We start from the raw sequence: 26,298 nt of genomic DNA on the forward strand, positions 1-26,298 counted from the left end.
TGCTTTCAAAGAAAGTCAGCTAATTGCTTACATTACTTAGAGATGTGAGCGATTAGGTCTAGAACTTTGTTTGAGTAGCCGATTTCGTTGTCGTACCAAGATACAACTTTAACGAAGTTATCGTTAAGTGCGATACCAGCTGCAGCATCAAAGATTGAAGTGCGAGTGTCGCCGTTGAAGTCAGTAGAAACAACTGAATCTTCAGTGTAACCAAGAACGCCTTTAAGAGAACCTTCAGAAGCTTCTTTCATTGCAGCACAGATAGCTGCGTAAGATGCGCCTTTTTCTAGGTTAACTGTTAGGTCAACTACAGAAACGTTAGCAGTTGGTACGCGGAAAGCCATACCAGTTAGTTTGCCGTTGATTTCTGGAAGAACAACGCCTACTGCTTTAGCAGCACCAGTTGATGATGGGATGATGTTCTGAGAAGCACCACGACCGCCACGCCAGTCTTTAGCTGAAGGACCATCTACAGTTTTTTGAGTTGCTGTAGTTGCGTGAACTGTTGTCATAAGACCAGAAACGATACCGAAGTTGTCGTTAAGAACTTTAGCGATAGGCGCTAGACAGTTAGTAGTACAAGAAGCGTTAGAAACGATATCTTGACCAGCGTAAGTTGAATCGTTAACACCCATTACGAACATAGGAGTTGCATCTTTAGATGGGCCAGTTAGAACAACTTTCTTAGCGCCAGCTGTGATGTGCTTACGTGCAGTCTCGTCTGTTAGGAACAGGCCAGTAGCTTCAGCAACTACGTCAACGTTGATAGCATCCCATTTAAGATCTTCAGGGTTACGCTCAGCAGTTACACGTACAGTTTTACCATTAACGATTAAGTTACCGCCTTCAACTTCAACAGTACCGTTGAAACGGCCGTGAGTTGAGTCGTACTTAAGCATGTATGCCATGTATTCAACGTCGATTAGGTCGTTGATACCAACAACTTCGATGTCAGTGCGCTCTTGCGCTGCACGGAAAACAAAACGACCGATACGGCCAAAACCGTTAATACCTACTTTAATTGTCATTACAGTTTGCTCCACAACTTAATTTCTAATGAAATATAACTGGTGGTAAAATTACAGAAACCTTTGTAAGGCTGCAAGCAAAAAAATCGTTTAAATTGCTTGAGGTCAAAAAAAAGTTCGTATATTTTTACATTCCCACTACAACGACGGTAATTTGTACAAATATTGTTTAAATTAACGTCACAGTAATTGTTAACTTTTAATCATATTTACAAAAAGTAAAAACTGTTTTCGAGTTTATGTGACTTTTTGCACAAGAAGTATGTGGTACAGAGCCCCTAAATTGCAAATATATTTATTTGGTTTACTTAAAACACTATAAAAGGCCACGAAGAATGAATAAAAAAGATAATGCATATTGGCGAGATAAGTTATCTATTGATGCTTATCAAGTGTGTCGTGAACAAGTTACTGAAGCGCCATTTAGTGGTACTTTGCTACATAACCATGAAACGGGTATTTATTCTTGTACCTGTTGTGGGCAGTTTTTATTTGCTTCTGCTCATAAATATGATTCAGGTTGTGGTTGGCCAAGTTTTGATGCACCTATTACCAAAGAGTCTATCCGTTATTTAAATGATAATAGTCATGGCATGGTGCGTACTGAAATACGCTGCTCACAATGTGATAGCCATTTAGGGCATATTTTCCCTGATGGCCCACCATCAACAGGTGAGCGATTTTGTGTTAATTCTATTTCACTGCTTTTTTCTGCCGACAATTAATCTTTTACTGTGTACCTGTGACTGTTTAAGACAATAGCGCTGATATCATTATTCGATGGCGTGTTGTTATGACTATTGAGTCATGATGTCCGTACGATGGTATTGGCCGTTATTCAACGTTGTAATGATGTTGAGTGTTACGCGATCTAATTTTTTTCGATCGTCTTCGGTTAACTTAAACGGATTATGACGCGTTATTTTTTGAGGCGTATGATTGGGTTGATAATGGGTGCTAATATTGGTCCATACATAAGCCGCCGCCATATTGTGCTGTTGGTAATATAAGGTTGAAAGAGAACGTAATATACTGATATTAATATTATCTTTTGCTTTGTAAAGACTAAGGCTATGGTGTAATAAATCTAATGTTTTATGTTTGTCTTTATTTACATAATAACGAGCAAGCGCTAACTGTAATTCAGGGTGTTCAAGTTTTTCATCGCCTTCAAGCGCAATAAATTGTTGTTTAGCTATTTGATCTCCCTGATTCCAACGATAGTAAATAATATGCGGATCTTGAGATGACTGTAACTCTTGATTGAGTCGTTCAATACTTTCATAGCTATGATATAACGCTTGTATGCGTTTAGTTTTACGTTGTTTTAATTTTGTGGGTTCAATACGTGCTGCATACTCAAGGCAGTATTGATATTCTTTGGTCGCTTTTAATTCTTTAAATTTATATTCATCGGTTGGTGTTTGTAAGGTGTCATAGCGTTGCCAGATGAGATTTGTGCGTTGGATTCGACATTGACCATCATTCAGGTTTAATGGTTGGCATAAGTTGGGGTTGTCGTTACATAAACTGTCTGTGGTTCGGTAATGGTCAAAACACCCACTGAGTAGTAGCGGTAATAATATTATCGCTTTAATACTGAGTAAGTGACGAAATGACATCGTACGCGAGAAGAATAAAACAACGCTCAAAAGATAAACTCATAAAAAAGTGATAGTTAAATTTAGCAGTATTATTTTGTTTGTAAATGACAAGGTAGTCGTAAATTAATTTAGCGTGATAGTTTTATAAAAAATGAATTCGTTTTTTGAGATAGAACTAAAAAATGTGGTGTGATGTAATTATGGAAAATAAGGATAGGAATATGGACATTAACCAACTATTAGCAGTAATGACGCCAGAGATTTATCAACGTATTTTAACCGCAGTTGAAACAGGTAAATGGCTTGATGGTTCGGTATTAACACCACCATTGCGAGACAGTGCACAGCAAGCAGTAATGCTATACCAGTCACGGCATAATATTGATGCGGAACATATGACGGTAGCTGCTGGTGGTGAGATTAAATTCAAATCAAAAGCAGAATTGAAACGGGACTTTGCTGTTGATATCACAGCGATGGCCCGTGATACAGATAATGCAGCGAATGAAAATAATATTGCTCGCTTTGATCATGATCAGTTGTAATTACCATATTAATGAGATTATGGATCCAGTGAGATCATAAAAAGAGCCATAGTGGCTCTTTTTATGTTGTCGGTAATTAAATGGTTAATTATCGATTAATGGGTTAATTCACCACGTAGATCTTGTTGCATCAGGCTACGAACCGCTTCCATGGTAAGATCTTGGCTTAATAAATAATGTAATTTAGCCAATGCCGCTTCAGGTGTCATATCATAACCGCTTAATACGCCAGCTTCTGCAAGAGCACAACCTGTTGCGTAACCGCCCATGTTCACTTTGCCTGATAGACATTGGGTAAGGTTCATAACAATAACACCGCGATCTGTCGCTGCCTTTAATTGTTCCAATAATTCTTTATTTTGTGGAGCATTACCCACGCCAAATGTCAGTAGTATCATTGCATTGACGGGCTGACGTAACGTATTACGGATCACTTCAGGTGAAATACCAGGGTACATAGTAATAACCCCGATAGGTTGTGGGGTAATGGTGTGAACTTTAAATGCACCGTCTGGTTTTTTATCGATTTGGGTAATGTTGTTAACCGTAATATTAATTCCCGCTTCTAATAGCGGTGGTAAATTTGGTGAAATAAAAGCACCAAAACCATCGGCATGCGCTTTAGTACTACGATTACCACGAATTAATTGATTATTGAAAAATACGGTCACTTCATTGATTGGATAATTAGCCGCAATGTGAAGTGCATTTAATAGGTTACTTTGACCATCAGAACGTAACTCAATCAGTGGAATTTGTGAACCGGTAACAATCACAGGCTTGTCTAAGTTTTCAAACATAAATGATAATGCTGATGCGGTGTAAGCCATGGTATCGGTACCATGTAAAATTACAAAACCATCATATTTATCATAATTAACTTTAATATCATCAGCAATTCGTTGCCAGTCCATCGGCGTCATATCGGATGAATCGATGAGTGGTTCATACTCATTGATAGTGAACTCTGGCATTTCTGAACGATGGAATTCTGGCATGCTTGCCAATTGTTTCTGCATAAAACCAGCAACAGGAACATAGCCATGATCTGACTTTTGCATACCAATTGTACCGCCAGTGTAAGCGATGTAAATGTGTTTTCTTTCCATTTTTAAGCTCAGAATGAACGAATGAGTGCGCATATTATACGCAAACTGCATGAAGATGCGAGATTAGTTAGATTTGCAGTGTGATTGTATGAGTTAAAATATGATCGTAGTGGAGTGTGCTGATTTATTACACCGTGTCAGTGTAATTAACTGTTAATGACTAGTGGATGGTGGCGTGTGAAGGCATTAAAAAACCCGGCCAATATTAGCCGGGTTGAAGACTGTAATTGTCTTTAATTAACGGTGCTGCAGTTTAAGCAGAAGGCGTAACGCCCATTAGGATCGTTAAAATTAGTGAGTGAGGTAAGATCTTTGGCCACTTTCGTTACTGGCGCTAACGTTGATGGCATATCTCCTAATATCATGGTTGCGATTTGGACTTTTACTTGGCCAGACAGTTCTTTAAAGAATTGTTGTACTGGTGATAGTGGTTGTTGCATCCATACTAATTGATAATCTTTTACTTTCGCTAATTCTACTGCCGCCGTAATGGCTGTGTCGAAGTCACCTAATTTATCAACTAAGCCACGTTGCTGTGCATCTGTACCTGTCCATACACGGCCTTGAGCAATTTTATCTGCTTGAGCTAATGACATATGACGGTATTTACTGACTAAGCCAATAAAACGTTGGTAGCCATTATCAACCCCTAGTTGGAATACTTTTGCCACACCATCAGGCAGAGCGCGAGTGACACCGACACCAGAAAATGGCGTAGTGCCGACACCATCACTGTAGACCCCTAGTTTTTCTAAGCCTTTTTCAAAGGTAGTTAAGATAGCAAAGATACCAATAGAGCCAGTGATCGTTGTTGGCTGAGCAATGATCTCGTCAGCACTGGATGAAATCCAATAACCGCCAGATGCAGCGACACTCGACATTGATACAACAACAGGTTTACCTGCTCTTTTGAGTGCATCAACTTCATTACGAATAATCTCTGAGGCAAACGCACTGCCTCCTGGGCTATCAACGCGTAAGATCACGGATTTCACTTGTTTATCAAAACGTGCTTTACGTAATAGTGAAGCAACCGTGTCACCGCCAGCAGAACCTTGGCTACTTTGACCGTCTACAATCGCACCACTTACGATAACAACCGCTACTTTATTGGGTGATGGTTGTTGATTGTCGACCAATAGTGGCAGGTAATCGTAATAGCTAATTTGCTTAAAGCTATGCTTGTCGTTAGCACCAAAAGTATCGATTAAATATTGGGTCATTTGATCGCGAGTGACGAGTGAATCAACTAAACCTAATTTTTTACTTAACTGAGCAAAATCACCATTAACTGATTCAAGTTGAGTCACAAATTCATCGATATTGGGTGTTAATGTTTGAGGTTTAATATGGCGGTTATTGGCAACATCATCACTAAATGCCCCCCATAGTTGGGTTAACCATACGGTATTAGCTTCTTTGGCTGCGGCTGACATGCCATCACGAATATAAGGTTCAACGAATGACTTATAAGTACCCACACGGAAAACGTGAGTAGTTACATCTAACTTAGCCAGTAAGCTCTTATAATACAGAGTGTAAGTGCCATAACCCGTTAGCATTACGCCACCATCAGGTGATAAAAATACTTTATTTGCGTAACTGGCTAAGTAGTACTGGCTTTGGCTGTAATTATCACCATAAGCATAAACAGGTTTACCTGCGGCTTTAAATTCTTCAATGGCTTTTGCGATATAACGTAGTTTAGTTAGGCTGGTTTCAGACATACCTTTCAGGTTAAGCACCAAGCCGGTGATATCTTTATCTGTTGCGGCTGCACGAATAGTTTCGACAACATCAAATAATACATTTTGCTGCACATCAGGCTTGCCTAATGCTTCACTCATCACACTATCAAGTGGATTGTCATAGTTTTTTTGTTCAACTATTGGACCTGACAAGTTGAGTACTAATGCTGATGGCTCAGTATTATCGGTGGTCTTATCGTCATCGGTTAATGCAAAAATTATCGCGCCAATAATAAGAACGAACAAAATGTTGAGGACAAATTTGCGAGTAAAGTTAATTAACTTCCCGATAGCGAGGAAGAATTTTCCAATCCTTGAGAATATGGCTTTCATGAAAATTCCTGATAATGATGATAGCGGTATCGTAGCCTAGTCACTATTGAATTACAGTGTTTTTACGGTGTAATTGTTAGTAATAGTGAAATAAACATATGCGATTGATTATAAATAGTAAGGGGTATCATGTAAATGTTGATTTTTTGTTAACTATGATTGGTATTGTTATCTAAGCTTAATATACTGGTCAGACCATAATAATTAGGAGCCGTTCATGGACGATAAAGCATACCCTTATTTATTGATGCCATTGGATCTTGGTTTTACTCAATTGCGTAATCGAGTATTGATGGGCTCAATGCATACTGGGTTAGAAGAAGAACGGGAAGGCTTTCATAAACTTGCTACGTTTTATGCTATTAGAGCTAAGGCGGGAGTTGGACTTATTGTTACGGGCGGTTTTTCGCCTAATTTTCGTGGTCGATTACATCCATTAAGTGCCGAACTTAGTAATCATCGTCATGTGCGCAAACATCGTCATATCACTGCCGCTGTACATCAACAAGGAGGGAAGATAGCGTTGCAGTTATTGCATGCTGGACGCTATGCAATGTCACCGTTTGCAGTCAGTGCTTCTGCTATTCGTTCGCCTATCTCTAAATTCACCCCCAGTAAAATGAGTCATCGCCAAATTAATAATACCATTAATGATTTTGCGCACAGTGCCGAACTTGCGCGTGAAGCTGGCTATGACGGGGTTGAATTAATGGGTTCTGAAGGCTATCTCATTAATCAGTTTATTTGTCAGCGATCAAATCAACGTTACGATGACTGGGGGGGCGGTTATGATAATCGAATTCGTTTTGCCATTGAAATTGTTCGAGCAGTACGGGCGCGTGTTGGTGATGATTTTATTATTATCTTTCGATTATCGATGTTGGATTTAGTCGAACAAGGGAGTACGTATGATGAAGTGGTGCAGTTAGCGCTTGAATTAGAAGAGGCGGGCATCACTATTTTAAATACCGGTATTGGCTGGCATGAAGCGCGAATTCCTACCATTGCGACTCAAGTACCACGGGCTGCATTTGCTTGGGTCACTGAAAAAATTAAACAGCAAGTTTCGATTCCGATCGTGACCTGTAATCGAATTAATACTCCGCAAGTGGCCGAAGATATTTTGGCTCAGGGACAAGCGGATATGGTGTCAATGGCGAGGCCATTTTTAGCTGATCCTGAATTTGTCTTAAAAGCTGAGCAAAATCGCGCTGATGATATTAATACCTGTATTGGCTGTAATCAGGCGTGTTTGGATCATGTTTTTGTCGGTAAACGCGCCAGTTGTTTAGTTAACCCTCAAGCCTGTTATGAGAAAGAATTGGTATTAACGGCGGTGGCTACAGCACGGAAAGTAGCTGTGGTTGGTGGCGGTCCTGCGGGAATGGCGTGTGCCGTTGCTGCGGCAGAACGCGGGTTTAAGGTTGATTTGTTTGAAAAAAATGATCATGTTGGAGGTCAATTTAATTTAGCGATGCAGATCCCCGGTAAAGAAGAATTTAAAGAAACCATCCGCTATTTTACTCGGCGCTTAGAACAAACCGGCGTTGTAGTACGGTTAGGGGTTGAAGCAAAAGCAGAACAATTACTTGATTATGATGACGTTATTATTGCCACTGGCGTGCAACCGAATATTCCACCCATTACGGGGATTGATCATCCTAAAGTGATTGATTATCAAACCCTGATTAGTCAGCAGAGAGTGCTGGGGGAAAAAGTCGCTATCATTGGTGCGGGTGGCATTGGGGTTGATGTCGCTACTATGCTAACGGAACCTGCTGAGCATGATCTTGATAGTTGGTTGCGAGAATGGGATATTGATAAAAGTCTATGTCATCGTGGCGGCTTGCTACCAAGTAGTGATTATAATAGTCCTCGCCAAGTGTGGTTATTACAACGTCGACCAGGAAAAGTAGGTAAAGGCCCTGGGCGCACGACGGGGTGGATCCATCGTCGAACATTAGAAAAACGTGGCGTAAAATTATGGGCGGGAGTGCATTATCAAGCCATTGATGATGAAGGCTTGCACCTTATTATTGATGGGCAACCGCAGATATTAGCCGTCGATAATATTGTTATTTGTACCGGCCAAACTTCTGTCGATAATTTATCGCAACAATTAACGCGGCAAGGGGTATCGGTACATGTAATTGGTGGCGCAGAAGATGCAGGGGAAGTCGATGCAAAACGGGTGATCCGTCAAGGGGTTGAATTAGCCGCGAAGTTATAATCACCATGGCTTGTGTTCTGCGCTTTAACTGCCTTATTATATGAGAAACAATAATTATTTTCATTTTGAGGTTGTTATGGACGCGCTATCACTTCTGCTTAATCGTCGCTCATTACCAAAATTAGTTGAGCCAGCACCAGCAGGAGACGTTCTTGAGAATATCTTTCGTGCTGGATTACGTGCTCCTGATCATGGTGGCTTAACACCGTGGCGTTTTATTGTTTCTCAAGGTGAAGGGTTAACCAAGCTGGCAAATATTCTTGTTGCGGCGGCGAAAGCGGATCATCTTGATGATTTTGTGATTGAAAAAGCATCAAAAGCCCCTTTTCGAGCGCCAATGGTGATCACTGTTGTCAGTAAAGTGACCTCTGGTCATAAAGTACCAGTGATCGAACAACACTTGTCTGCGGGTTGTGCCGCACAAGCGATGCAGATGGCAGCGGTCGCACAAGGGTATTCTGGTTTTTGGCGTACAGGCTCTTGGGCATATCATTCCGTCGTTCGTGAAGCATTAGGGCTGACTGGCGAAGACATGATTGTCGGCTTTTTATATCTAGGTTCAATTGGTTGCCGTGAAGCAAAAGTTCATGAGCGCGATCTTGCTCAATACGTTGAGTATTTATAATAACGGATATAACGCTAACTCACATTTAAGCTGTAATTGATGTGACTTAGGCATTAAAAATGGAAGGCGAGAGCTGTTTTATGGTGGAATACCGTGAATGGCATCGCCTTTTTTGTCACTAATTAATGGTTATTGCGGTTAATGGTACTTTGTTTTAATAGAAAATAGCGGCTTTTGGGGTGGAAAGATGACAGTTGTCGAGGGCTAGAGTAGAATCGCTAATTCTTTCTATATTTTGGAGCGTGTCATGGAAAATGTTCGCCTAACACAATACAGCCACGGTGCCGGATGTGGTTGTAAAATTTCTCCCCAAGTACTTGATACTATTCTGCGTTCTCAATTAGCTCCTTTTGCTGATCCTAATTTATTGGTCGGTAATGAAAGTAAAGATGACGCTGCTGTTTATGATATCGGTAATGGTCAAGCAGTGATCAGTACTACTGATTTCTTTATGCCAATCGTGGATGACCCATTTGATTTTGGTCGCATTGCTGCCACTAACGCAATCAGTGATATTTACGCGATGGGCGGTAAACCTATCATGGCGATCGCTATTTTAGGCTGGCCAATAAACGTATTATCGCCTGAAATTGCTCAAAAAGTGATTGATGGTGGCCGTTCAGTGTGTCGCGAAGCAGGTATTTCTCTTGCTGGTGGTCACTCTATTGATGCTCCTGAGCCAATTTTCGGTCTTGCTGTAACAGGATTAGTTAGTACTGATCGTGTTAAGCGTAATGACAGTGCAGAAGCAGGTTGTCATCTATTCTTAACTAAACCATTAGGTATCGGCGTATTAACAACAGCTGAAAAACAATCTAAGTTGGCTGATGAGCATAAAGGTTTGGCACGCGATTGGATGTGTAAGCTAAATAAACCTGGCGCAGACTTTGCTGATGTTGAAGGCGTAAAAGCACTAACAGATGTAACCGGTTTTGGTCTAATGGGTCACTTAACTGAGATTTGTGAAGGCAGCAACCTAAAAGCAAAACTTTGGTTTGATAAAATTCCAACATTACCGGGTGTATATGATTACATCGCTCAAGGTTGTGTTCCTGGTGGTACTGAGCGTAACTTTATGAGCTACGGCCATAAAGTGGGTCAAATGACGGATCAACAAAAAGCACTATTATGTGATCCTCAAACATCAGGTGGCTTACTGTTAGCCGTTGATCCAAGTAGCGAAGCTGAAGTAAAAGCGATTGCTAAAAAACATAACATCTTGCTGGAAGCTATTGGTGAACTTGTACCTATGGATAGCGATATCTTTATTGAGGTTTGCTAATGTCGCGTCCCAATTGCGAAGATTTCCGTCATCTGTTTTTGAACGACACACCATTAATGGATATGCGAGCACCTGTTGAATTTATTCAAGGTGCATTTCCAACCGCTCATAGTCGTCCGTTAATGACGGATGACGAACGTGCAGCTGTTGGTACGTGTTACAAAAACAAAGGTCAAGATGCGGCAATAGCGCTTGGTCATAAGTTAGTTAATGGTGATGTTAAAGCAGAACGTGTAGCGCAATGGAAAGCATTTTGTGAAGCCAATCCAAACGGTTACCTTTATTGTTTCCGTGGTGGTTTACGCTCTCAAATTACTCAGCAATGGCTAAAAGACGCGGGTATTGATTATCCGTTTATTACTGGTGGCTATAAAGCATTACGTCGTTATTTACTTGATACGATTGAAGATGTTGCTGCTAAACCAATGTCAATTGTTGCCGGTAATACGGGCAGCGGTAAGACTATTATGGTTAATGTATTGGCTAATGGCCTTGATCTTGAAGGTGCGGCACATCACCGTGGTTCATCGTTTGGTCGTTATGTTACACCACAGCGAACTCAGATTGCATTTGAGAATGATCTTGCCGTACAAATGGTTAAGAAATTAGACCGTGGTATTGAACATTTTGTGTTTGAAGACGAAGGTAAAAACATTGGTTGTGCCACTGTTCCTTTATCGATCAATCGCGCGATGCAAGACGCTGATATTGCCGTTATTGAAGATCCTGTCGATGTGCGTTTAGCGCGTTTATTAGATGATTATGTCATTAAAATGCAACGTGATTATGTGGCTCATTACGGTGAGGAACAAGGTTGGATTTTATTTGCTGAGTATTTAGAAAAAGGCATGTTTAATATTCGTAAGCGTTTAGGCCTTGAACGTTATGAAGTGATGCTTAAATCACAACAACATGCAGTGAAAATGATGCAATCTAACGGGTCATTAATTGAGCATGATGCTTGGTTAGCACCCTTGTTAGAAGAGTATTATGATCCTATGTATACTTACCAATTAAGCAAAAAAGCTGATCGTATCGTATTTAGAGGTGATTACCACCAAGTACAAGATTGGTTAGCTGCTCGCTAGTTTATTTGCTATAAACCGATTTGATAAAAAGCCAAACACATCTATTAATATAATATGATGCGTTTGGCTTTTTTTGTTAGCGATCATTACATTAACCATTGATGATCTTTCAAGATCAGTTGCACAAAAGCATTACCGCTTAAACAAGTACTGGTTTAATATCCAGTGTTATCTTGCCGTTAGCATTCATTTTCGGTACAGTCATAGCATTAATCCTTTCAGATAAAGATCCCCATGAGCTGCTTATATATAGCTGAAAAACCAAGCTTAGGCCGAGCAATTGCCGCTGTATTACCTCGTCCACATAAAAATAATACTGGCTATATTGAAGTAGGTAATGGCGATATTGTCACATGGTGTATTGGGCATTTGTTAGAGCAAGTTGAACCTGATGCTTATGACGAGCGCTATAAAAAGTGGCACTTGGAAGACTTACCGATTGTGCCCCAGCAATGGCAACTCATTCCCCGCCAAGCGGCTAAACAACAATTAGCGGTTATTAAAAAACTGGCAAAAACAGCGACGTCTGTAGTACATGCTGGTGATCCCGATCGTGAAGGACAATTGTTGGTGGATGAAGTGATTGATTACGTCAAAATATCCAAAACTAAAAAAGCAGCGGCACAACGACTGCTTATTTCAGATTTAAATCCAGCAGCGGTTAAAAAAGCTTTAGCAACAATGCGCAGTAACCGTGATTTTATTCCGTTATCTGTCTCTGCCCTTGCACGTTCGCGTGCCGATTGGCTATATGGCATGAATATGACTCGTGCTTATACTTTACTTGGGCAGAAGGGCGGTTATCGAGGTGTGTTATCGGTTGGACGAGTGCAAACTCCTATTTTAGGACTGGTTGTTCGACGTGATGATGATATTGCTAATTTTGTCGCCAAACCATTTTATGAAGTCTTGGCGTTAATTGCTTACGGTGAGCAAACGATTTATGCCAAGTGGCAACCCAGCAAATCGTGTGAGCCTCATCAAGATTCAGAAGGGCGGATTCTTAACCGTAAACTGTGTGAAAATGTAATCGCACGGATTAAAGGTCAACCCGCAGAAGTAACGGAATCTGAACGTAAACGAACTAAAACAGCGCCACCGCTACCATATTCGTTATCAGCGTTACAAATTGATGCTGCGAAACGGTTTGGTATGAGTGCTGCGGATGTACTATCGACCTGTCAGTCACTGTATGAAAAACATAAAGTGATCACTTACCCCCGTTCAGATAGTCGTCACTTACCATCGGATCATTTCAAACAAGCTAATGATGTTTGTCGTGCTATTGCGACGACAGATAACCAGTTAGCTTCTGCGGTAGATAATGCGAATACGACATTAAAATCAAAAGCATGGAATGATAAAAAAGTAGATGCTCACCATGCGATTATTCCAACCCCTAAATCATCGTCAGTATTAACCGGTTATGAAGCGAAAATATACCAGTTAATTGCTCGCCAGTACTTAATGCAATTTTATCCAGCCGCAGAATATGCTGATGCTAAGTTGGTGTTCACTATCGCTCAGGGGCTATTTATAGCTAAAGGTCGTCAATTAATGTCACCAGGTTGGCGAGCATTATTAGGCCGTGATGATAAAAAAGAAGACAGTGACTTAGCAGATAAAGTGCCACCACTTGATAAAGGCACCATATTGGTCTGCCGTGATGGTGAGATCAAAGATAAAATGACCGAGCCACCAAAAGCATTTACTGAGGCAACGTTATTACAAGCAATGACGGGTATTGCGCGGTTTGTATCCGATGCGTCATTAAAGAAAATACTACGTGATACCGATGGCTTAGGCACTGAGGCAACGCGAGCAGGTATTTTAGAAATGTTGTTTAAGCGCCAGTTATTACAACGCCAAGGTAAAGCCATTCATGCTTCTGAGGCGGGGAAAGGCTTGATTTACGCCTTACCCGATACATCGACCTATCCTGATATGACTGCGCATTGGGAACATCAACTGCATGATATGGCCGATAGAAAATGTGCGTATCAACCGTTTATGACGGCATTAGAACAACAAGTAACAGCCTTAATGGAGCAGGTAAAAGTCAGTGATGTGCCACCAAGTTTACGATCACTAACATCGCCTGAGTTTACACCACGAACGAAGAAACGTAGCTATGCAAAAAAAGGCACCGCGGCTAAAACAAAAGCCACACCAAAGCGTAAGAGCTGATTAAATATTATTAATTAGATTTTATTTGGTTCAATGTTGCTGTTGCTTGTGTGAATATTCATTGCGTTATATTAGTTCAGGTAGCAGCACGCGAAAACAATCTTTACCCTCAGCTTTCGCTTGATAAAGAGCATTATCGACATCTTTAAAAAATTCATCGTAAGTTATTGTTTGAGATGGAATAATGGTGCTTACTCCAATACTAACCGTCATAATCGCTTTATCTTTTTTAGATTCACTAGGAAAAGGTAATGCGAGATTATGCATTGCATTAAGTAAACGTTGGGCGTTATTAATTGCGGCTGGTTGGTCTTGTCCTGGTAATAACAGCACAAATTCCTCACCGCCATAACGGGCAAATAATGTCCCTGCTCGACGTTCTACTTTAGAGAGTGCTGATGCGATAGTTTTTAAACATTGATCGCCTGCGGCATGACCGAGTTTATCGTTATAGGTTTTGAAATTATCAATATCTAATATGAGTAATGATAGTGGTAATCCAAGCCGATTAGCTCGACACCATTCTGTCATTACTGTCTCATCAAAGACACGCCGATTAGCGATATTAGTGAGTGCATCAATCCGTGATAATTTTTGGAGTTGTTCATTAGCTTGATTGAGTGCTTTAGTTCGACTTTGTACGCGCTGTTCCAAATTATGATTGAGCTTGATAAGTTTATCGGCTGCCCGTAGCCGTAAAATATGTTGCGAAATAATAAAACCATATTGTTTAAGTAACTGATGATGATAATTACATAAGGGTTGGCCTGTAATTAAATTGTCGCAAGCAATCCATCCAATAGGCGTATCTTCATCCCATAAAGCAATATAAGCACTCCAACCAAAACCTATTTGTTTTAGGTCATGATACAACGGGGTGTTTTCTTGAAATGCAATATATTCTTTATCGTTTAATGTATTAGCGGCATACCATTGATCAGGGATTGCAGATTTGAAATAAAATTCATCAACAGTCTTACCATTAATATCGGTGCCAAAAGTACCATGCATTTGTTTTTGTTCATCAAATAGAAAAATAGCCATTCTATCGATATTCAGCCGTTTTTTACCTTCCTCGACGGCAATAAATAGCATATCTTCCATTATATTGTTGCGCCATAATTGGAATGAAATATCATGCATATTTTGAAGATAACTCAGTAATGATTTTTGTTGTTCCTTACTAGAAAGTAATGCTTTTTCGGCGTTGATACGTCCAATATTGTGATTTTTTGTGGATTTTTTGATTAATTCTGTAGTGATTTCAGCAGAGAGTAATGCTGCTAGTATCGTCAGGTGTTTAGGTTGAAGGTTTGATTCTAATGGGACGGCAATGGTTAAGTGACCAATAATGGCTGAATGATGTTTTAATGGAATTAATATATAACGATAATTAGGTAATATATCAATAGAAGCTTCGGTTTTATTATTATAATAATGAACAGTTTTATAATAATGTTCATTTGTTGTTGGTATTATTGCTGGCGGGAAATAATATTGGATTCCCTTACTGTTTAGTTCTAATAATAATTTCCATTCATTATTGTATTTAATAATAAGTTGCAGGTGATTAACAGAGAAGCTTTGAATAAGATTACGACAGACTAATTCACAAATAGTTCTAAGGCTATGGGCATTACTGCATTGTTTAGTAACTGTTTGATAGAAAACTGCAATCTGTTCGTTCATTAATACTCTTATTCCATGAATCAGTTAGTGAGTGATGGTGTTATTGTTAACTATTATCTGTGAAATTAGCAGGATATATGCCACAAGTTAGTGATATATTCTGTTTTACACTAAAAAGTGAGATCTAATCCATCTTTACTAGTGATTATTCTTATTAATCTTACACCGTAAACTCAACTTGATTATCTATTCTTAACCTATTGTAGAAAAAGCGCTAATTATAAAAATGATTATTTTTAATTGGCGTTATTATAGTGAGAACAAAAGGATTATAAGATGAAGAATCTGTTACTGATGAGCCTGATAAGTTTTAGTTTATTAAATGGTTGCAGTAATAGTCGTCATCAGCAATTAGCAGAGCTTGGTTTTGAGCGTGCTTATCTTGATGGATATCAGGATGGTTGTTATAGCCGTTCAGTCGCAGGGAATACATATCTTGATGGCTTTCGACGTGATCCTGAACGAATGGCAACAGTATTAAAATACCGTAATGGCTGGCAAGATGGATTTGAACATTGCTATGCGGATAATCAGGTAGATTATCTGTAGGTGAAAAAAGGATAATTATAAAAAAAGCAGCTCGAAAGCTGCTTTTTTCAGTATTATCTGACGTTAATTATTAAGATCATTTGGTACATAAAAACGTTTTAATTCATGCATAACTTGCATCAGTGTCGACAGTTTTGGTTTATCTTGAGCCATTAACTGATACTTATCGTTATAAACGCGGTAATTACCGTATTTATCGACAACGGTGGTAGTCCCTTTTTGAATCACCACAATATCATTACTATTACCCGCTAAGATCCAACGACGATCACTATTATTATCAAACAGACTAATACCTGAACTGTAATTTGATGGGTTAGACGCCACATTAAACAGTGATTCCATCAATGTAGGTACTAAATCAAGGTTACTGGTTGGATGGGTCACAACTTGAGCCGAGTGTTGTGGCCAGTGAATGATCATCGGTACTTTTATTTGGTACTTGCTGTAATTACTGTCAGAGCCCCAACTATTATTACCCGTTTCATTAAATTCAGTGCCATGATTTGACGTCACAACCACGATAGTATTATCCATCATGCCTTGTGCTTTTAACTGTGCAAACACTTTACCTAAAATGGTGTCAATATGATAAGCCGCATTACGGTAGCTATTTTTAAGTAATACATTAGAGTTTATTTTTTTATCATGGAGTAAATTACTGCCTAAAGATGGCGTAAATTTAGTTTGATAATCACTACTTTCTTCATATTGATCAACTGAGGTTAATTCAAGTAGGCTAAACCATGGATCATCGACTTTTTGTTTTTCTATCCAATGGTGCCAATCATTATACGCTAAACGATCACTTGGGGTACGTTTGCCATTATCAAGATTATCAATGGTTGCGAGCTGAGTTTTTGAGAATATAGCATCACGATAAATAGGTTGTTCAAACCCTTCACCACTGAATAAGCCAAAGTGATAATCTCGATCTTGTAAAGTATCAAGTAATAAAGGGGATTTTCCTTCCGCTCGAATACTATTGGCATAGCCACTTGGTAAGCCATACAGTAAGCCAAAGACACCACTATTATTATTACTGGTACTGTAGTTATCAGTAAAATTAATATTGTTATTAGCAAAAGCCGTAAGGTTTGGCATTGTGGTGGTATTGACCATATCACTGCGTAAACTATCGACCATAATAATCAGTAAATTTTGCTTGGTACCTTTATCGATAAAATTAATTTTATCGATGGGGTAACGCATCATTTCACTGTTATTAATGCCTTGTTGTGCTTGGCGTTTAACATATTCTTGGCGATCTAATAAGCCATGTTTTTCCATGAACGTTTTTGCGGTCATTGGGTATGACAATGGGAAATTTGAGCGTTGCATCGTAACGGGACGGTAAAGGTTAGCATCCGCCCAGATATAAATAATGTGGCTACTTAGAAAGCATAGACCGAACATGATGGCAATGGGACCACCGACGTTTTTACGGGTTAGCTTTCTAAGTTTACGCCAGATCCATTCTGAGAATATCATCTCGATCAGGAATATGACTGGAACGACGATAAATAGATATTGCCAGCGTGTATTTAACTCTGTTTTTTCACCGCTTAATAACAAATCCCACACGAGCGGACTTAAATGTAAGTCGACGCTTTGATAGGCATAAGTATCGAGTAACAGTGTCGTCAATCCTACCGTTGAAACTAATACCGCAAACACTCGCATTAAGCGTTGTGAGGGGATCAGAAAACTGGCAGGAAAAAGGATCAGTATGTAAATACCAAAGACAAGGAAACCGAAATGTCCGATCCAGCTTAATCCTAGATACAGTTGCCCGATCGTTGTTGTCGGCCATTCTGAATAAATAATATAACGCGTACCCAATAACATGGCCGCGATGATATTAAAAAAGCTAAACCAGTGTCCCCAACTAATTAGCAGGGAAACTTTGTCTTTGTATGTGCTGGCGACCATAAATGTCAATTCTTCTCAGTCTTCAATGCCATGTTTAACTATACAACGTTAAACTTAATCTTTTTTAATTGAGGCCTGTAGTGCTTTTGCAAATTTTTGTGCAAGAACAGCACGTTGTGCAACAGGTACATTAGCATTGATAATATTAGTAGCAATATCACCCACAACCATTAAGGCTAATTCTGGTGATGTTTTATGTTTGTCTAGAACATCGAACACGTCATCAATGATTTGTTCAACTTTTTTAGTGCTATATTTTGAAGTAATTGGCATAGGAAATCTTGTTTAATGTTTAGGATAACGACTTATGATAACCTAGAGTTCAGTTTTCCTGAAAACCTTTTCCATTATGAGTCTTACACTTTCGAACGTCATTCTACATCAATTAGTAAAAAACGGCCAAGATGAGCTAGAAATTCATCTTAGAAATCAAACGCTTGATAATGATTCTGCGACTGAAGATCTTGTTGCTGAATTACATCGAATTTATAGCAGTAAAGGCACAAAAGGCTTTGCTCATTTTGCAGCAGATAGTGAGTTTTCCCATTGGTTGAAACAATTTCGTCAAGGTGAGTTAGATTTCCTAACATTTTCTAATCAAGCAGTACAACGTTTACAGGCTGAATTAGTTAAATATCCATTTGCTGAAGCGGGTACGTTAGTCATGGCTGAATATCAGTCATTGGCAACTGATTATTTGTTTATTGGCATGTTACCGACGAGCCATAGCATGAAAGTAACTGATCAATTAGGCATCAGTGCGACTGATTATCTTGATATTAATAAAATGGATATCGTTGCTCGTATTGATTTGTCATCATGGGAAACTAATCCTGAATCAACGCGTTACTTAACTTTTATTAAAGGACGCGTCGGCCGCAAAATTGCTGATTTCTTTCTTGATTTCATGCAAGCAGAAATTGGCTTAGATGTAAAAGTTCAAAATCAAGTATTGATGCAAGCCGTAGAAGATTTTTGTGCAGATTCGCGCTTAGATAAAGAAGAAAAGCAACAATATCGTAAGCAAGTCTATGATTATTGTAATGGTCAGCTGCAAGCTGGTGATGAAGTTACCGTCAAAGAATTATCGAGTGAATTACCTGCTTCTGATAACGGCACTAACTTTTATGATTTTGCCTCTAAGCAAGGTTATGAGTTAGAAGAAAGTTTTCCTGCCGATCGTACTGCAATGCGTAAATTGACCAAATTTGTGGGTTCAGGTGGTGGTATGACACTTAACTTTGACAGTATGTTATTAGGTGAGCGTATTTTCTATGCTGCCGAAACCGATACATTAACCATCAAAGGCACGCCGCCTAATTTAAAAGATCAGTTATTACGTCGTTTAAATAGCGATAATTAATAACGGTTGTTATGCCGCTTGTTAGTAACAAATAAAGCCATTGTGAAGTATGCACTCACTAATATTTGCATATATCACAGTGGTTTTTTGCTATTTAAAGCGCCGATATTGAACATCGAGAGTATCTTTTTATATTTGTACATTGTTCGCAATTTATTCGAACAATGTATTAAAGTGTGATAAATCACCACTAGATCGATTGTGGTTATGATTTTTGCCCATTAGGTTCTGATTTTTGCATAAATTTGATTTTTATCATTGGCACTGCAGGGGATGGATGGATAATGGCACAACTATGATAGTTATTAACAATCATTCAGTTCGTTCGCAGCGTGAACTGAATACAGTGAAAGCGATGATTCGCTTATATTGTAAAACGTTGCACCGTGGAGCCGTAATGTGCTCTGAATGTGAAAGTCTTATCGAGTATGTTGAAGAGAGAGTAACAGGTTGTCGTCTTGGTGAACAGAAACCAAGTTGTATGCATTGTATTGGGCATTGCTATCAATCTGCGAAGCGTCTTCAGATGATCCATATTTTACGCTGGACGTATCCGCGTTATTTTTGGCGTCATCCATTTCGGGCTATACACTTTAAGTTAGACAATTTACGTAGTGTCCAAATGTCAGCCGCGAAAGCCAATATTATCGCAAAAACGAGTTAAATCACTATTTATTGCGTTCAACCAATAGTGATTTGATCTAACAACTGAAAATAGATTGTCCCTCCTTTGGTAATGCCATTATGTATTACTTAAAAGGAGAAAAGGCTGCAGAAATGCAGCCTTTTTTAATGTTTTTTTATCAATTATTGTTGCGATATTTTCACTAGTACTTGTTGTAACAAACGAATACGTGGTTCAATCGACGCTAAATCTAGCCATTCATCAGCACTGTGGAAACCCGCGCCAATTGGACCGAAACCATCTAGAGTTGGAATACCTAATACTGCAGTTAGGTTGGCATCAGAACCGCCACCAACCGCTTGCCACGTAATATCAATCCCTAATTCTTGACCGACTGCTTCAACTTGCGCCATTAACACTTCAGTTTGTGGGCTTGGCACCATTGACGGCTTATGTGCTTCTCGCTCAACCGTAATTGTTACGCCATCAATAAACGGTGTTTCTGTTAGTGTGCGAATTTGAGCATCAACCGCCGCATATTCATCGTTATCCCAGAAACGAACATCAACCACCACTTCTGCAAAATCAGGCACAATGTTAGCGCCAGCACCACCACTGACAACCCCTGCATTTAATGTGGTGCCAGAGTCAAAATCAGTCATAGCATTAATCGCTAAAATCCAATGTGCCATTTCTGTGATCGCACTGCGACCATTTTGAGGTTCATTACCTGCGTGAGCCGCTTTACCGTGGAAACTTAAACGGTAACGTGCCATGCCTTTACGCGCTTTAACTAATGAGCCATCAGCACGCGCAGCTTCTGCGACTAAAACATGTTTAGCATTAACGGCCACGCTTTTTAGCCATGTTTCTGAATGCAGCGAACCGATTTCTTCATCTGGGTTCATACATACACAAATGGATAAAGCATCGATCGCGGTAGGATCAAGATCACGCAAAGCATAAACCACACTTAATAAGCCTGATTTCATGTCAGATACACCAGGACCATAAGCGCGCTCATTATCGTGAGTCATCGGGCGAGCAGCAGCAGTGCCAACAGGGAATACTGTATCCATGTGACCAATTAGCATTACATCAATATGATCTGCTAGTGGCTTGTTACGTACTTCAAGACCAGTGCCTGCAATACCACAATCAATGCGTTTAACATTCCAACCTAAATCAAGGTATTTTTGTGCCATGGTGGTTGCAACAACATCGATACCATCAACCGTTAATGTACCGCAATCAAGATTAATAAGAGGGCGTAGTTCTTCAATATAATTATTGAGAGAAAAAGACATAGTAAAGGCTCCAAGCCATTGGTGGCTTATCGGTAATCAAAGAGAGGACCACACTGGAACGAAGACAGCTCCAGTGCGTTAAGTCATTACACTAATACGTTCATCACAAACATAGCGGCAAAGGCATTCAGAACTGAAATAGCAATCATGATTGGAATGTAACGACCTTCAGTACGAATTGGACCCATAATACGGCCTATGTATTGCACCTGTGAGCCCATTAGATAAATCGCAGGAGCAAGAATGGCAATATGTTCACCATTTAAAATACCTTGGTCAAATAAGGTAATAACCACACCTACCGCACCGCCCATTGACATCCATGCGCCAATTAATACTGCCGCGGCTTCACCTGGAAGACCAAAAATAGCCATAATAGGTGAGAATAATGTCCCCATTAGTTCCAATGCACCGGTGATTTGTAATGCTTTGATGATCACAAACGCCATTAATACGTTAGGTACTGTTGAGGTAGTAGCAATTACCCAACCTTTTTTAGCGCCTTCAATAAAAATATCAGTAATCATTGGTTTTTTTGTAATAGTCATTATGCGTTTTCCTGAGCAACAGTCGTTGGTTTAGTGTCTTTGTTGTCTTTGCCTTCGGTGATGTTTAAATACACCCGGAAAATATTTGCGCCGACGAATTTAAAGATAAACATAATCGCAACTGCAAGACCGATAGAAGAGGTAACAGCGGGTTCACCTGATGTTGTGGTTAAGGTAAATAACACCGCACCTGATGAGAAAAAGTTAACAATAGCTGCGCCTGCTGAGAACTGGAACATGGTGAATATGTCGGTTTCTCTTTTGGTTAGATGGCCCTCATCATTTAACTGACGGGTCATCGCCGCACCCGCATCGGTACTTTGTAATGAGGCAATTAATGCTAAACCTGAATTTCCAGGAATACCCATTAATGGACGTAGTAGTGGGGTTAATAACTTACGCGCAGCATCGAGTGCACCGTAATGTTCAAGTACATTGATCATACCAAGAGCAAACATTACTGTTGGAATTAACGTTAGCGCAAAAATAAAGCCATCACGGGCACCGTTACCGCCTTTGCCTCGGAATGAGGTTGATGCGGCTTCTACACCTTCTGCGGTATCGTTAACTGAATAAACCACATTACCGAATGAGCCGTTTAAGGTTGTGAAGTCAAATACGCCATACCATTGATTTGATTGCAGTGCGCCTGAAAAGAAAATGACGGCAAAAATGAGGGCAAGGTAGCTGCCAATGGTAACTTTACGACCTTCTATTGCATTATTATTCATCGATATATCCTTATAAAACGTAAAATAAAAAATGGTTTACCAAATAAACACCGATAATTATTTTGATGGCTACGTTTTCAAATGTTGTATTTAGTGGTTAATTTGGTAATAGCGGTATTTTCATTAAAAATGAGTTTGAAATATTGATAAGGGTCAAGGTGTTGGATTGAATAGTAAGTTTGATGAAATGTGGATCTTATATTTGTGAACTGGCTCTATAAAGGTGCTGATAGTTGAGTCAATAAAGGGGATGTCGTGACGAGTAGGAATGGGGGATATATACGTATTTTTAATAAATACCTTTTAGGTATCAATTGGTTGAGTTATTAGTTCTAGATTGGAAAATGCGTTTTTTTATCTTTGTTTTAATAAAAAAACGCACTTCTTTAGAAGTGCGTTAATGTAATCGAGATGATGTAATACAGCTTATGACGTTAAACGTTTTATTGTCATTAGTTCATCTTCGTCATCTTCTGCTAGTTGTTCTGCACTTGCTGGTGGACAACGATCTACAAACCAACCCATGTAAGACGTCACAATGGTAACGATAATGCAGACAAAGCTGAGCCACATGAATGGTGCGTAAGAGAAGGTTGCAACACCTAAAATACTCGCCATATAGATACCATTATCACTCCACGGCACCATGCCAGAGGTGAGCGTGCCACCAAACTCGGCATTACGAGACAAGTTTTTACGTTGGTAACCTAAACGGTCATAGTTCTTGGCACAAATTTTTGGCGTTAGAATTAATGATACGTACATTGCTGAACCAAATACGTTACCCAAGAAAGCGGTTGCAATAGTAGAAACGGCAAGGCTACCTGCTGAGTTGACTCTACGCTCAAATAAACGGGCAATAGTTTGTAGTACGCCGACTTTATCAAGTAAGCCACCAAAACCTAAACCAAAGATAATAACCGCTACTGAACCCAGCATCGATGACATACCGCCACGGTTCAAGATGGCATCAATAAACTCAACCCCTGAACTGATAGAGAATGGTGCCCAAGCGGCGTTGATCGCTTTAAGAGGATCCATGCCCTGAACCATAATGGCCCATACAATACCGAGTAGTGAACCAAATGAAATAACAGGGAAAGAAGGTAAACGGAATGCTAATAGCACCAGTACGATAATGACGGGAATAAAAGATAATGGCGAAATAACAAATTGCTTATCCATTGCCGCAATTACAGAATCAACCTGTGACATATCAACACTACCAGCATAGTGGAAACCGACTGCTGTAAATAGAATACCTGTGATGATATAGCTGATAAGCGCAATAGGTAACATGCCTTTGATGTGTTCCATGATCTCAACATTAGACATTGAAGAGGCAAGGATCACTGAATCTGATAGTGGTGACATTTTATCACCAAAATAACAGCCAGAAAGGACGGCACCCGCTGTCATTGGTGCGGGAATACCCAAACCTTGACCAATACCCATCATCGCAATACCCGCAGTACCCGCAGCGCCCCAAGATGTGCCTGTTGCTAATGCGGTTAATGAACAGATGATCATTGTTGCTAGCAAGAAAATGGAAGGGTGAATCGCTTCAAGTCCGTAATAGATGATGGTGGGAACAATACCGCCAGCAATCCAAGTGCCGACTAATGAACCAACAGCTAATAAGATTAATACTGCACCTAAACCGTTAGCAATACCTTTAGTCGCTGCTTTTTCTAACGATTTGTAATCGTGTCCAAGTTTAATACCTAATGCAATAATCACAAACCAACCAATGTATAACGCTAGCTGGATTGGCAAATTCAATTTTGAGGTAAAAGAGAATGCAAGGGCAAGGAAAATACCGAGGGCAATAATGACTTGCATTACTGAGGGTAGTTTCACAATTGTCTGTTTTTCCATACTTCTAACCTTGTTTTATCGAGTTTGTTGAAATTGGGATCAACCCAACCAATCAATACTATTTATCATTGGTTTTTAGATCGGATTGAAAAAGACGGCGCTTGAATCGGCGCTACTCTATCAAATTGATTTATCATCGTGATAAATAATGTTTCTTTCTGTGATCTAAGTCTTTTTGGTACTGCTCTTTCGTAAAACACTGACTTTAGTTGTTCTTTTAGTGTTAATTGATGGTTCTTATGTTGTGTTTTATATTTATTATAAAGTCATAGTGTATCTGTAAAAATAGTACAAAAAGTAATAGATAAAGCATAAAAAGCTATTAATGATAAGAGTTATGAACTATCTCGCTACTTAATCACAGCGCTGAAGATTATCAGGGAAAGGCATTTTTTTCAAAGATATGACAATGTTAACTTTTTACTAATTTAGTTGCATAACGCATAAGTAAGCTCTTTAAATATACATTAAAGTTTGTTTTTGAACGATTAACGGTTGGTTTTTATTCTTTTTTTTTGTGTTTTTACTGTTGATAACAAAACCTAATGTGACTGATAAGAAATTCAAATGATAATTAAGCGGTAAAATATGGTTATGTTAATCTTCAGTATTTTTTTATTTATAATTGAAAATTATGCTTGTTTTTAATCTTGTAAATCTCTATAGATGAATAAAGAAATTTCAATATAATTTCAATACAACAGGGAGTGTAATCGCAAATGATGACTGTAGGTTTTGTGGGTTGGCGTGGCATGGTGGGCTCTGTATTAATGCAGCGTATGATTGAGGAAGGTGACTTTGCTGTTATCGATCCGGTCTTTTTTACCACATCACAAGTGGGTTTAGCGGCACCTAATTTTGTAAAAGATGCCGGTGTATTACAAGATGCGTTTGATCTTGAGGCTTTGAAGCGACTTGATGTAATTATTAGCTGCCAAGGTGGTAGTTATACTGAGAAAGTGTATCCAGCATTACGCCAAGCTGGTTGGAAAGGCTATTGGATTGATGCGGCATCAACGTTACGTATGGAGTCTGATTCAATTATCACTCTTGATCCGGTTAACTTTGATCAGATCCAACAAGGTATTCATAGCGGCATTAATACGTATGTTGGCGGTAATTGTACTGTTAGTTTAATGCTTATGGCCGTTGGTGGCTTATATAAAGCAGGATTAGTTGAGTGGATGACATCACAAACTTATCAAGCTGCATCAGGCGCTGGCGCAAAGAACATGCGCGAGTTAATCCGCCAAATGGGTGTAGTTAATGATTCCGTTGCTAGTGAGTTAGCCAACCCTGCAACGTCGATTTTAGATATTGATCGTAAAGTCGCGCAAACATTACGTGCTAAAGATTTTCCTGCTCAAGAATTTGGAGCGCCACTGGCTGGTTCATTGATTCCATGGATTGATGTTAAACGTGATAATGGTCAAAGCAAAGAAGAATGGAAAGCGTCAGTTGAAACCAATAAGATTTTAGGTTTGCAAGACAACCCTATTCCAATTGATGGTACGTGTGTACGTATCGGAGCGATGCGTTGCCATAGCCAAGCGTTAACATTAAAGCTTAAGAAAAATGTACCACTTGATGAAGTGGAAGCGATTATTGCATCCCATAATGATTGGGTAAAAGTGATCCCTAATGAACGCGATATAACTGTTCAAGAATTGAGTCCAGCGAAAGTAACAGGAACATTATCAGTACCTGTGGGACGGTTGCGTAAATTAGCGATGGGTGATGAGTACCTTAATGCATTTACGGTTGGCGATCAGTTACTTTGGGGAGCTGCTGAGCCATTACGACGTACGTTACGTATCTTGTTAGCCGCTAAAGCCTAATATTAAAGATTAGAGTCATAAAAAAACCCGCTTAAATAAGCGGGTTTTTAGTATTTTTA

At 39.4% G+C, this 26,298-nt stretch carries 22 protein-coding genes; 11 read left to right on the plus strand and 11 right to left on the minus strand.

Annotation, left to right across the window (positions count from 1 at the left end; all coding sequences use genetic code 11):
* Positions 1-32: 32 nt before the first annotated feature.
* Entirely contained in the window at positions 33-1,028 is a 996-nt protein-coding gene (gap, locus tag CIK00_RS09430) for a type I glyceraldehyde-3-phosphate dehydrogenase (RefSeq protein ID WP_101768625.1), read from the minus strand.
* A gap of 335 nt (positions 1,029-1,363) precedes the next feature.
* Here gap and msrB point away from each other — a divergent pair, with 335 nt between their 5' ends.
* On the plus strand, positions 1,364-1,753 hold the full coding sequence (gene msrB / locus CIK00_RS09435) for a peptide-methionine (R)-S-oxide reductase MsrB (protein ID WP_101768626.1): 390 nt from the start codon (positions 1,364-1,366) through the stop codon (positions 1,751-1,753).
* A gap of 72 nt (positions 1,754-1,825) precedes the next feature.
* Here msrB and CIK00_RS09440 read toward each other — a convergent pair whose 3' ends face one another.
* Positions 1,826-2,680 carry a DUF2989 domain-containing protein gene (locus tag CIK00_RS09440; protein ID WP_233426548.1) on the minus strand — a complete coding sequence of 285 codons (855 nt, stop codon included), beginning with the start codon at positions 2,678-2,680 and terminating at the stop codon, positions 1,826-1,828.
* A gap of 173 nt (positions 2,681-2,853) precedes the next feature.
* Here CIK00_RS09440 and CIK00_RS09445 point away from each other — a divergent pair, with 173 nt between their 5' ends.
* Positions 2,854-3,177, plus strand: a complete 324-nt coding sequence (locus tag CIK00_RS09445; protein ID WP_101768628.1) for a YeaC family protein — start codon at positions 2,854-2,856, stop codon at positions 3,175-3,177.
* 95 nt (positions 3,178-3,272) lie between these two features.
* On the opposite strand, the gene ansA is transcribed toward CIK00_RS09445, so the two are convergent.
* Both ansA and sppA read right to left on the minus strand, forming a co-directional pair.
* A complete protein-coding gene (gene ansA, locus CIK00_RS09450) occupies positions 3,273-4,286 on the minus strand; it encodes an asparaginase (RefSeq protein WP_101768629.1) in 1,014 nt (337 codons plus the stop codon).
* Between the two features lie 233 nt (positions 4,287-4,519).
* Positions 4,520-6,367 (minus strand): signal peptide peptidase SppA, encoded by a 1,848-nt coding sequence (sppA, locus tag CIK00_RS09455; RefSeq protein WP_101768630.1) that lies wholly within the window; start codon positions 6,365-6,367, stop codon positions 4,520-4,522.
* Between the two features lie 217 nt (positions 6,368-6,584).
* Here sppA and CIK00_RS09460 point away from each other — a divergent pair, with 217 nt between their 5' ends.
* The 5 genes from CIK00_RS09460 to CIK00_RS09480 all read left to right on the plus strand — a co-directional run bounded on the left by CIK00_RS09460 (position 6,585) and on the right by CIK00_RS09480 (position 13,779).
* A complete protein-coding gene (locus CIK00_RS09460; protein WP_101768631.1) occupies positions 6,585-8,597 on the plus strand; it encodes an NADPH-dependent 2,4-dienoyl-CoA reductase in 2,013 nt (670 codons plus the stop codon).
* A gap of 76 nt (positions 8,598-8,673) precedes the next feature.
* A complete protein-coding gene (locus CIK00_RS09465; protein WP_101768632.1) occupies positions 8,674-9,222 on the plus strand; it encodes an NAD(P)H nitroreductase in 549 nt (182 codons plus the stop codon).
* Between the two features lie 247 nt (positions 9,223-9,469).
* Positions 9,470-10,504, plus strand: coding sequence for a selenide, water dikinase SelD (gene selD, locus CIK00_RS09470; RefSeq protein ID WP_101768633.1), 1,035 nt, complete (start codon positions 9,470-9,472; stop codon positions 10,502-10,504).
* Positions 10,504-11,592 carry a tRNA 2-selenouridine(34) synthase MnmH gene (gene mnmH, locus CIK00_RS09475; RefSeq protein WP_101768634.1) on the plus strand — a complete coding sequence of 363 codons (1,089 nt, stop codon included), beginning with the start codon at positions 10,504-10,506 and terminating at the stop codon, positions 11,590-11,592. Before selD ends, mnmH begins: the two co-directional genes overlap by 1 nt.
* A 234-nt stretch (positions 11,593-11,826) precedes the next feature.
* A complete protein-coding gene (locus tag CIK00_RS09480; protein WP_101768635.1) occupies positions 11,827-13,779 on the plus strand; it encodes a DNA topoisomerase III in 1,953 nt (650 codons plus the stop codon).
* A gap of 66 nt (positions 13,780-13,845) precedes the next feature.
* On the opposite strand, the gene CIK00_RS09485 is transcribed toward CIK00_RS09480, so the two are convergent.
* Positions 13,846-15,468: a GGDEF domain-containing protein gene (locus CIK00_RS09485; RefSeq protein ID WP_101768636.1), complete on the minus strand. Its 1,623-nt coding sequence runs from the start codon at positions 15,466-15,468 to the stop codon at positions 13,846-13,848.
* A 276-nt stretch (positions 15,469-15,744) separates the two neighbouring features.
* On the opposite strand from CIK00_RS09485, the gene CIK00_RS09490 reads away from it, so the two are divergent.
* The gene (locus CIK00_RS09490; RefSeq protein WP_101768637.1) at positions 15,745-16,017 is read left to right on the plus strand and encodes a hypothetical protein; all 273 of its coding nucleotides are present in this window, start codon (positions 15,745-15,747) and stop codon (positions 16,015-16,017) included.
* 63 nt (positions 16,018-16,080) lie between these two features.
* Here CIK00_RS09490 and CIK00_RS09495 read toward each other — a convergent pair whose 3' ends face one another.
* Positions 16,081-17,949, minus strand: a complete 1,869-nt coding sequence (locus CIK00_RS09495; protein ID WP_101768638.1) for a DUF3413 domain-containing protein — start codon at positions 17,947-17,949, stop codon at positions 16,081-16,083.
* A gap of 54 nt (positions 17,950-18,003) precedes the next feature.
* Positions 18,004-18,222, minus strand: a complete 219-nt coding sequence (locus CIK00_RS09500; RefSeq protein ID WP_101768639.1) for a YejL family protein — start codon at positions 18,220-18,222, stop codon at positions 18,004-18,006.
* 76 nt (positions 18,223-18,298) lie between these two features.
* Between CIK00_RS09500 and yejK the strand changes: the two genes are divergently transcribed.
* Together yejK and CIK00_RS09510 are read left to right on the plus strand one after the other, a co-directional pair.
* Positions 18,299-19,312, plus strand: a complete 1,014-nt coding sequence (gene yejK, locus CIK00_RS09505; protein WP_101768640.1) for a nucleoid-associated protein YejK — start codon at positions 18,299-18,301, stop codon at positions 19,310-19,312.
* A 295-nt stretch (positions 19,313-19,607) separates the two neighbouring features.
* Positions 19,608-19,976 carry a nitrous oxide-stimulated promoter family protein gene (locus CIK00_RS09510; RefSeq protein ID WP_101768690.1) on the plus strand — a complete coding sequence of 123 codons (369 nt, stop codon included), beginning with the start codon at positions 19,608-19,610 and terminating at the stop codon, positions 19,974-19,976.
* A gap of 143 nt (positions 19,977-20,119) precedes the next feature.
* Here CIK00_RS09510 and CIK00_RS09515 read toward each other — a convergent pair whose 3' ends face one another.
* The 4 genes from CIK00_RS09515 to nhaC form a co-directional block, all read right to left on the minus strand.
* Positions 20,120-21,244 carry a M20 family metallopeptidase gene (locus CIK00_RS09515; RefSeq protein ID WP_101768641.1) on the minus strand — a complete coding sequence of 375 codons (1,125 nt, stop codon included), beginning with the start codon at positions 21,242-21,244 and terminating at the stop codon, positions 20,120-20,122.
* An 86-nt stretch (positions 21,245-21,330) separates the two neighbouring features.
* Entirely contained in the window at positions 21,331-21,792 is a 462-nt protein-coding gene (locus CIK00_RS09520) for a YjiG family protein (RefSeq protein WP_101768642.1), read from the minus strand.
* Positions 21,792-22,523 carry a nucleoside recognition domain-containing protein gene (locus tag CIK00_RS09525; RefSeq protein WP_101768643.1) on the minus strand — a complete coding sequence of 244 codons (732 nt, stop codon included), beginning with the start codon at positions 22,521-22,523 and terminating at the stop codon, positions 21,792-21,794. Before CIK00_RS09525 ends, CIK00_RS09520 begins: the two co-directional genes overlap by 1 nt.
* Before the next feature lie 426 nt (positions 22,524-22,949).
* Positions 22,950-24,401 (minus strand): Na+/H+ antiporter NhaC, encoded by a 1,452-nt coding sequence (nhaC, locus tag CIK00_RS09530; protein ID WP_101768644.1) that lies wholly within the window; start codon positions 24,399-24,401, stop codon positions 22,950-22,952.
* Between the two features lie 719 nt (positions 24,402-25,120).
* On the opposite strand from nhaC, the gene asd reads away from it, so the two are divergent.
* Positions 25,121-26,239, plus strand: a complete 1,119-nt coding sequence (gene asd, locus CIK00_RS09535; protein ID WP_167388542.1) for an aspartate-semialdehyde dehydrogenase — start codon at positions 25,121-25,123, stop codon at positions 26,237-26,239.
* Positions 26,240-26,298: the final 59 nt, after the last annotated feature.

The organism is Photobacterium carnosum, assembly GCF_002849605.1.
Classification (GTDB): domain Bacteria; phylum Pseudomonadota; class Gammaproteobacteria; order Enterobacterales; family Vibrionaceae; genus Photobacterium; species Photobacterium carnosum.

Coding starts and splice junctions, on each gene's coding strand:
- gap (WP_101768625.1), bottom strand. CDS start 1,028: ATGACAATTAAAGTAGGTATTAACGGTTTTGGCCGTATCGGTCGTTTT.
- msrB (WP_101768626.1), top strand. CDS start 1,364: ATGAATAAAAAAGATAATGCATATTGGCGAGATAAGTTATCTATTGAT.
- CIK00_RS09445 (WP_101768628.1), top strand. CDS start 2,854: ATGGACATTAACCAACTATTAGCAGTAATGACGCCAGAGATTTATCAA.
- ansA (WP_101768629.1), bottom strand. CDS start 4,286: ATGGAAAGAAAACACATTTACATCGCTTACACTGGCGGTACAATTGGT.
- sppA (WP_101768630.1), bottom strand. CDS start 6,367: ATGAAAGCCATATTCTCAAGGATTGGAAAATTCTTCCTCGCTATCGGG.
- CIK00_RS09460 (WP_101768631.1), top strand. CDS start 6,585: ATGGACGATAAAGCATACCCTTATTTATTGATGCCATTGGATCTTGGT.
- CIK00_RS09465 (WP_101768632.1), top strand. CDS start 8,674: ATGGACGCGCTATCACTTCTGCTTAATCGTCGCTCATTACCAAAATTA.
- selD (WP_101768633.1), top strand. CDS start 9,470: ATGGAAAATGTTCGCCTAACACAATACAGCCACGGTGCCGGATGTGGT.
- mnmH (WP_101768634.1), top strand. CDS start 10,504: ATGTCGCGTCCCAATTGCGAAGATTTCCGTCATCTGTTTTTGAACGAC.
- CIK00_RS09480 (WP_101768635.1), top strand. CDS start 11,827: ATGAGCTGCTTATATATAGCTGAAAAACCAAGCTTAGGCCGAGCAATT.
- CIK00_RS09485 (WP_101768636.1), bottom strand. CDS start 15,468: ATGAACGAACAGATTGCAGTTTTCTATCAAACAGTTACTAAACAATGC.
- CIK00_RS09490 (WP_101768637.1), top strand. CDS start 15,745: ATGAAGAATCTGTTACTGATGAGCCTGATAAGTTTTAGTTTATTAAAT.
- CIK00_RS09495 (WP_101768638.1), bottom strand. CDS start 17,949: ATGGTCGCCAGCACATACAAAGACAAAGTTTCCCTGCTAATTAGTTGG.
- CIK00_RS09500 (WP_101768639.1), bottom strand. CDS start 18,222: ATGCCAATTACTTCAAAATATAGCACTAAAAAAGTTGAACAAATCATT.
- yejK (WP_101768640.1), top strand. CDS start 18,299: ATGAGTCTTACACTTTCGAACGTCATTCTACATCAATTAGTAAAAAAC.
- CIK00_RS09510 (WP_101768690.1), top strand. CDS start 19,608: ATGATAGTTATTAACAATCATTCAGTTCGTTCGCAGCGTGAACTGAAT.
- CIK00_RS09515 (WP_101768641.1), bottom strand. CDS start 21,244: ATGTCTTTTTCTCTCAATAATTATATTGAAGAACTACGCCCTCTTATT.
- CIK00_RS09520 (WP_101768642.1), bottom strand. CDS start 21,792: ATGACTATTACAAAAAAACCAATGATTACTGATATTTTTATTGAAGGC.
- CIK00_RS09525 (WP_101768643.1), bottom strand. CDS start 22,523: ATGAATAATAATGCAATAGAAGGTCGTAAAGTTACCATTGGCAGCTAC.
- nhaC (WP_101768644.1), bottom strand. CDS start 24,401: ATGGAAAAACAGACAATTGTGAAACTACCCTCAGTAATGCAAGTCATT.
- asd (WP_167388542.1), top strand. CDS start 25,121: ATGATGACTGTAGGTTTTGTGGGTTGGCGTGGCATGGTGGGCTCTGTA.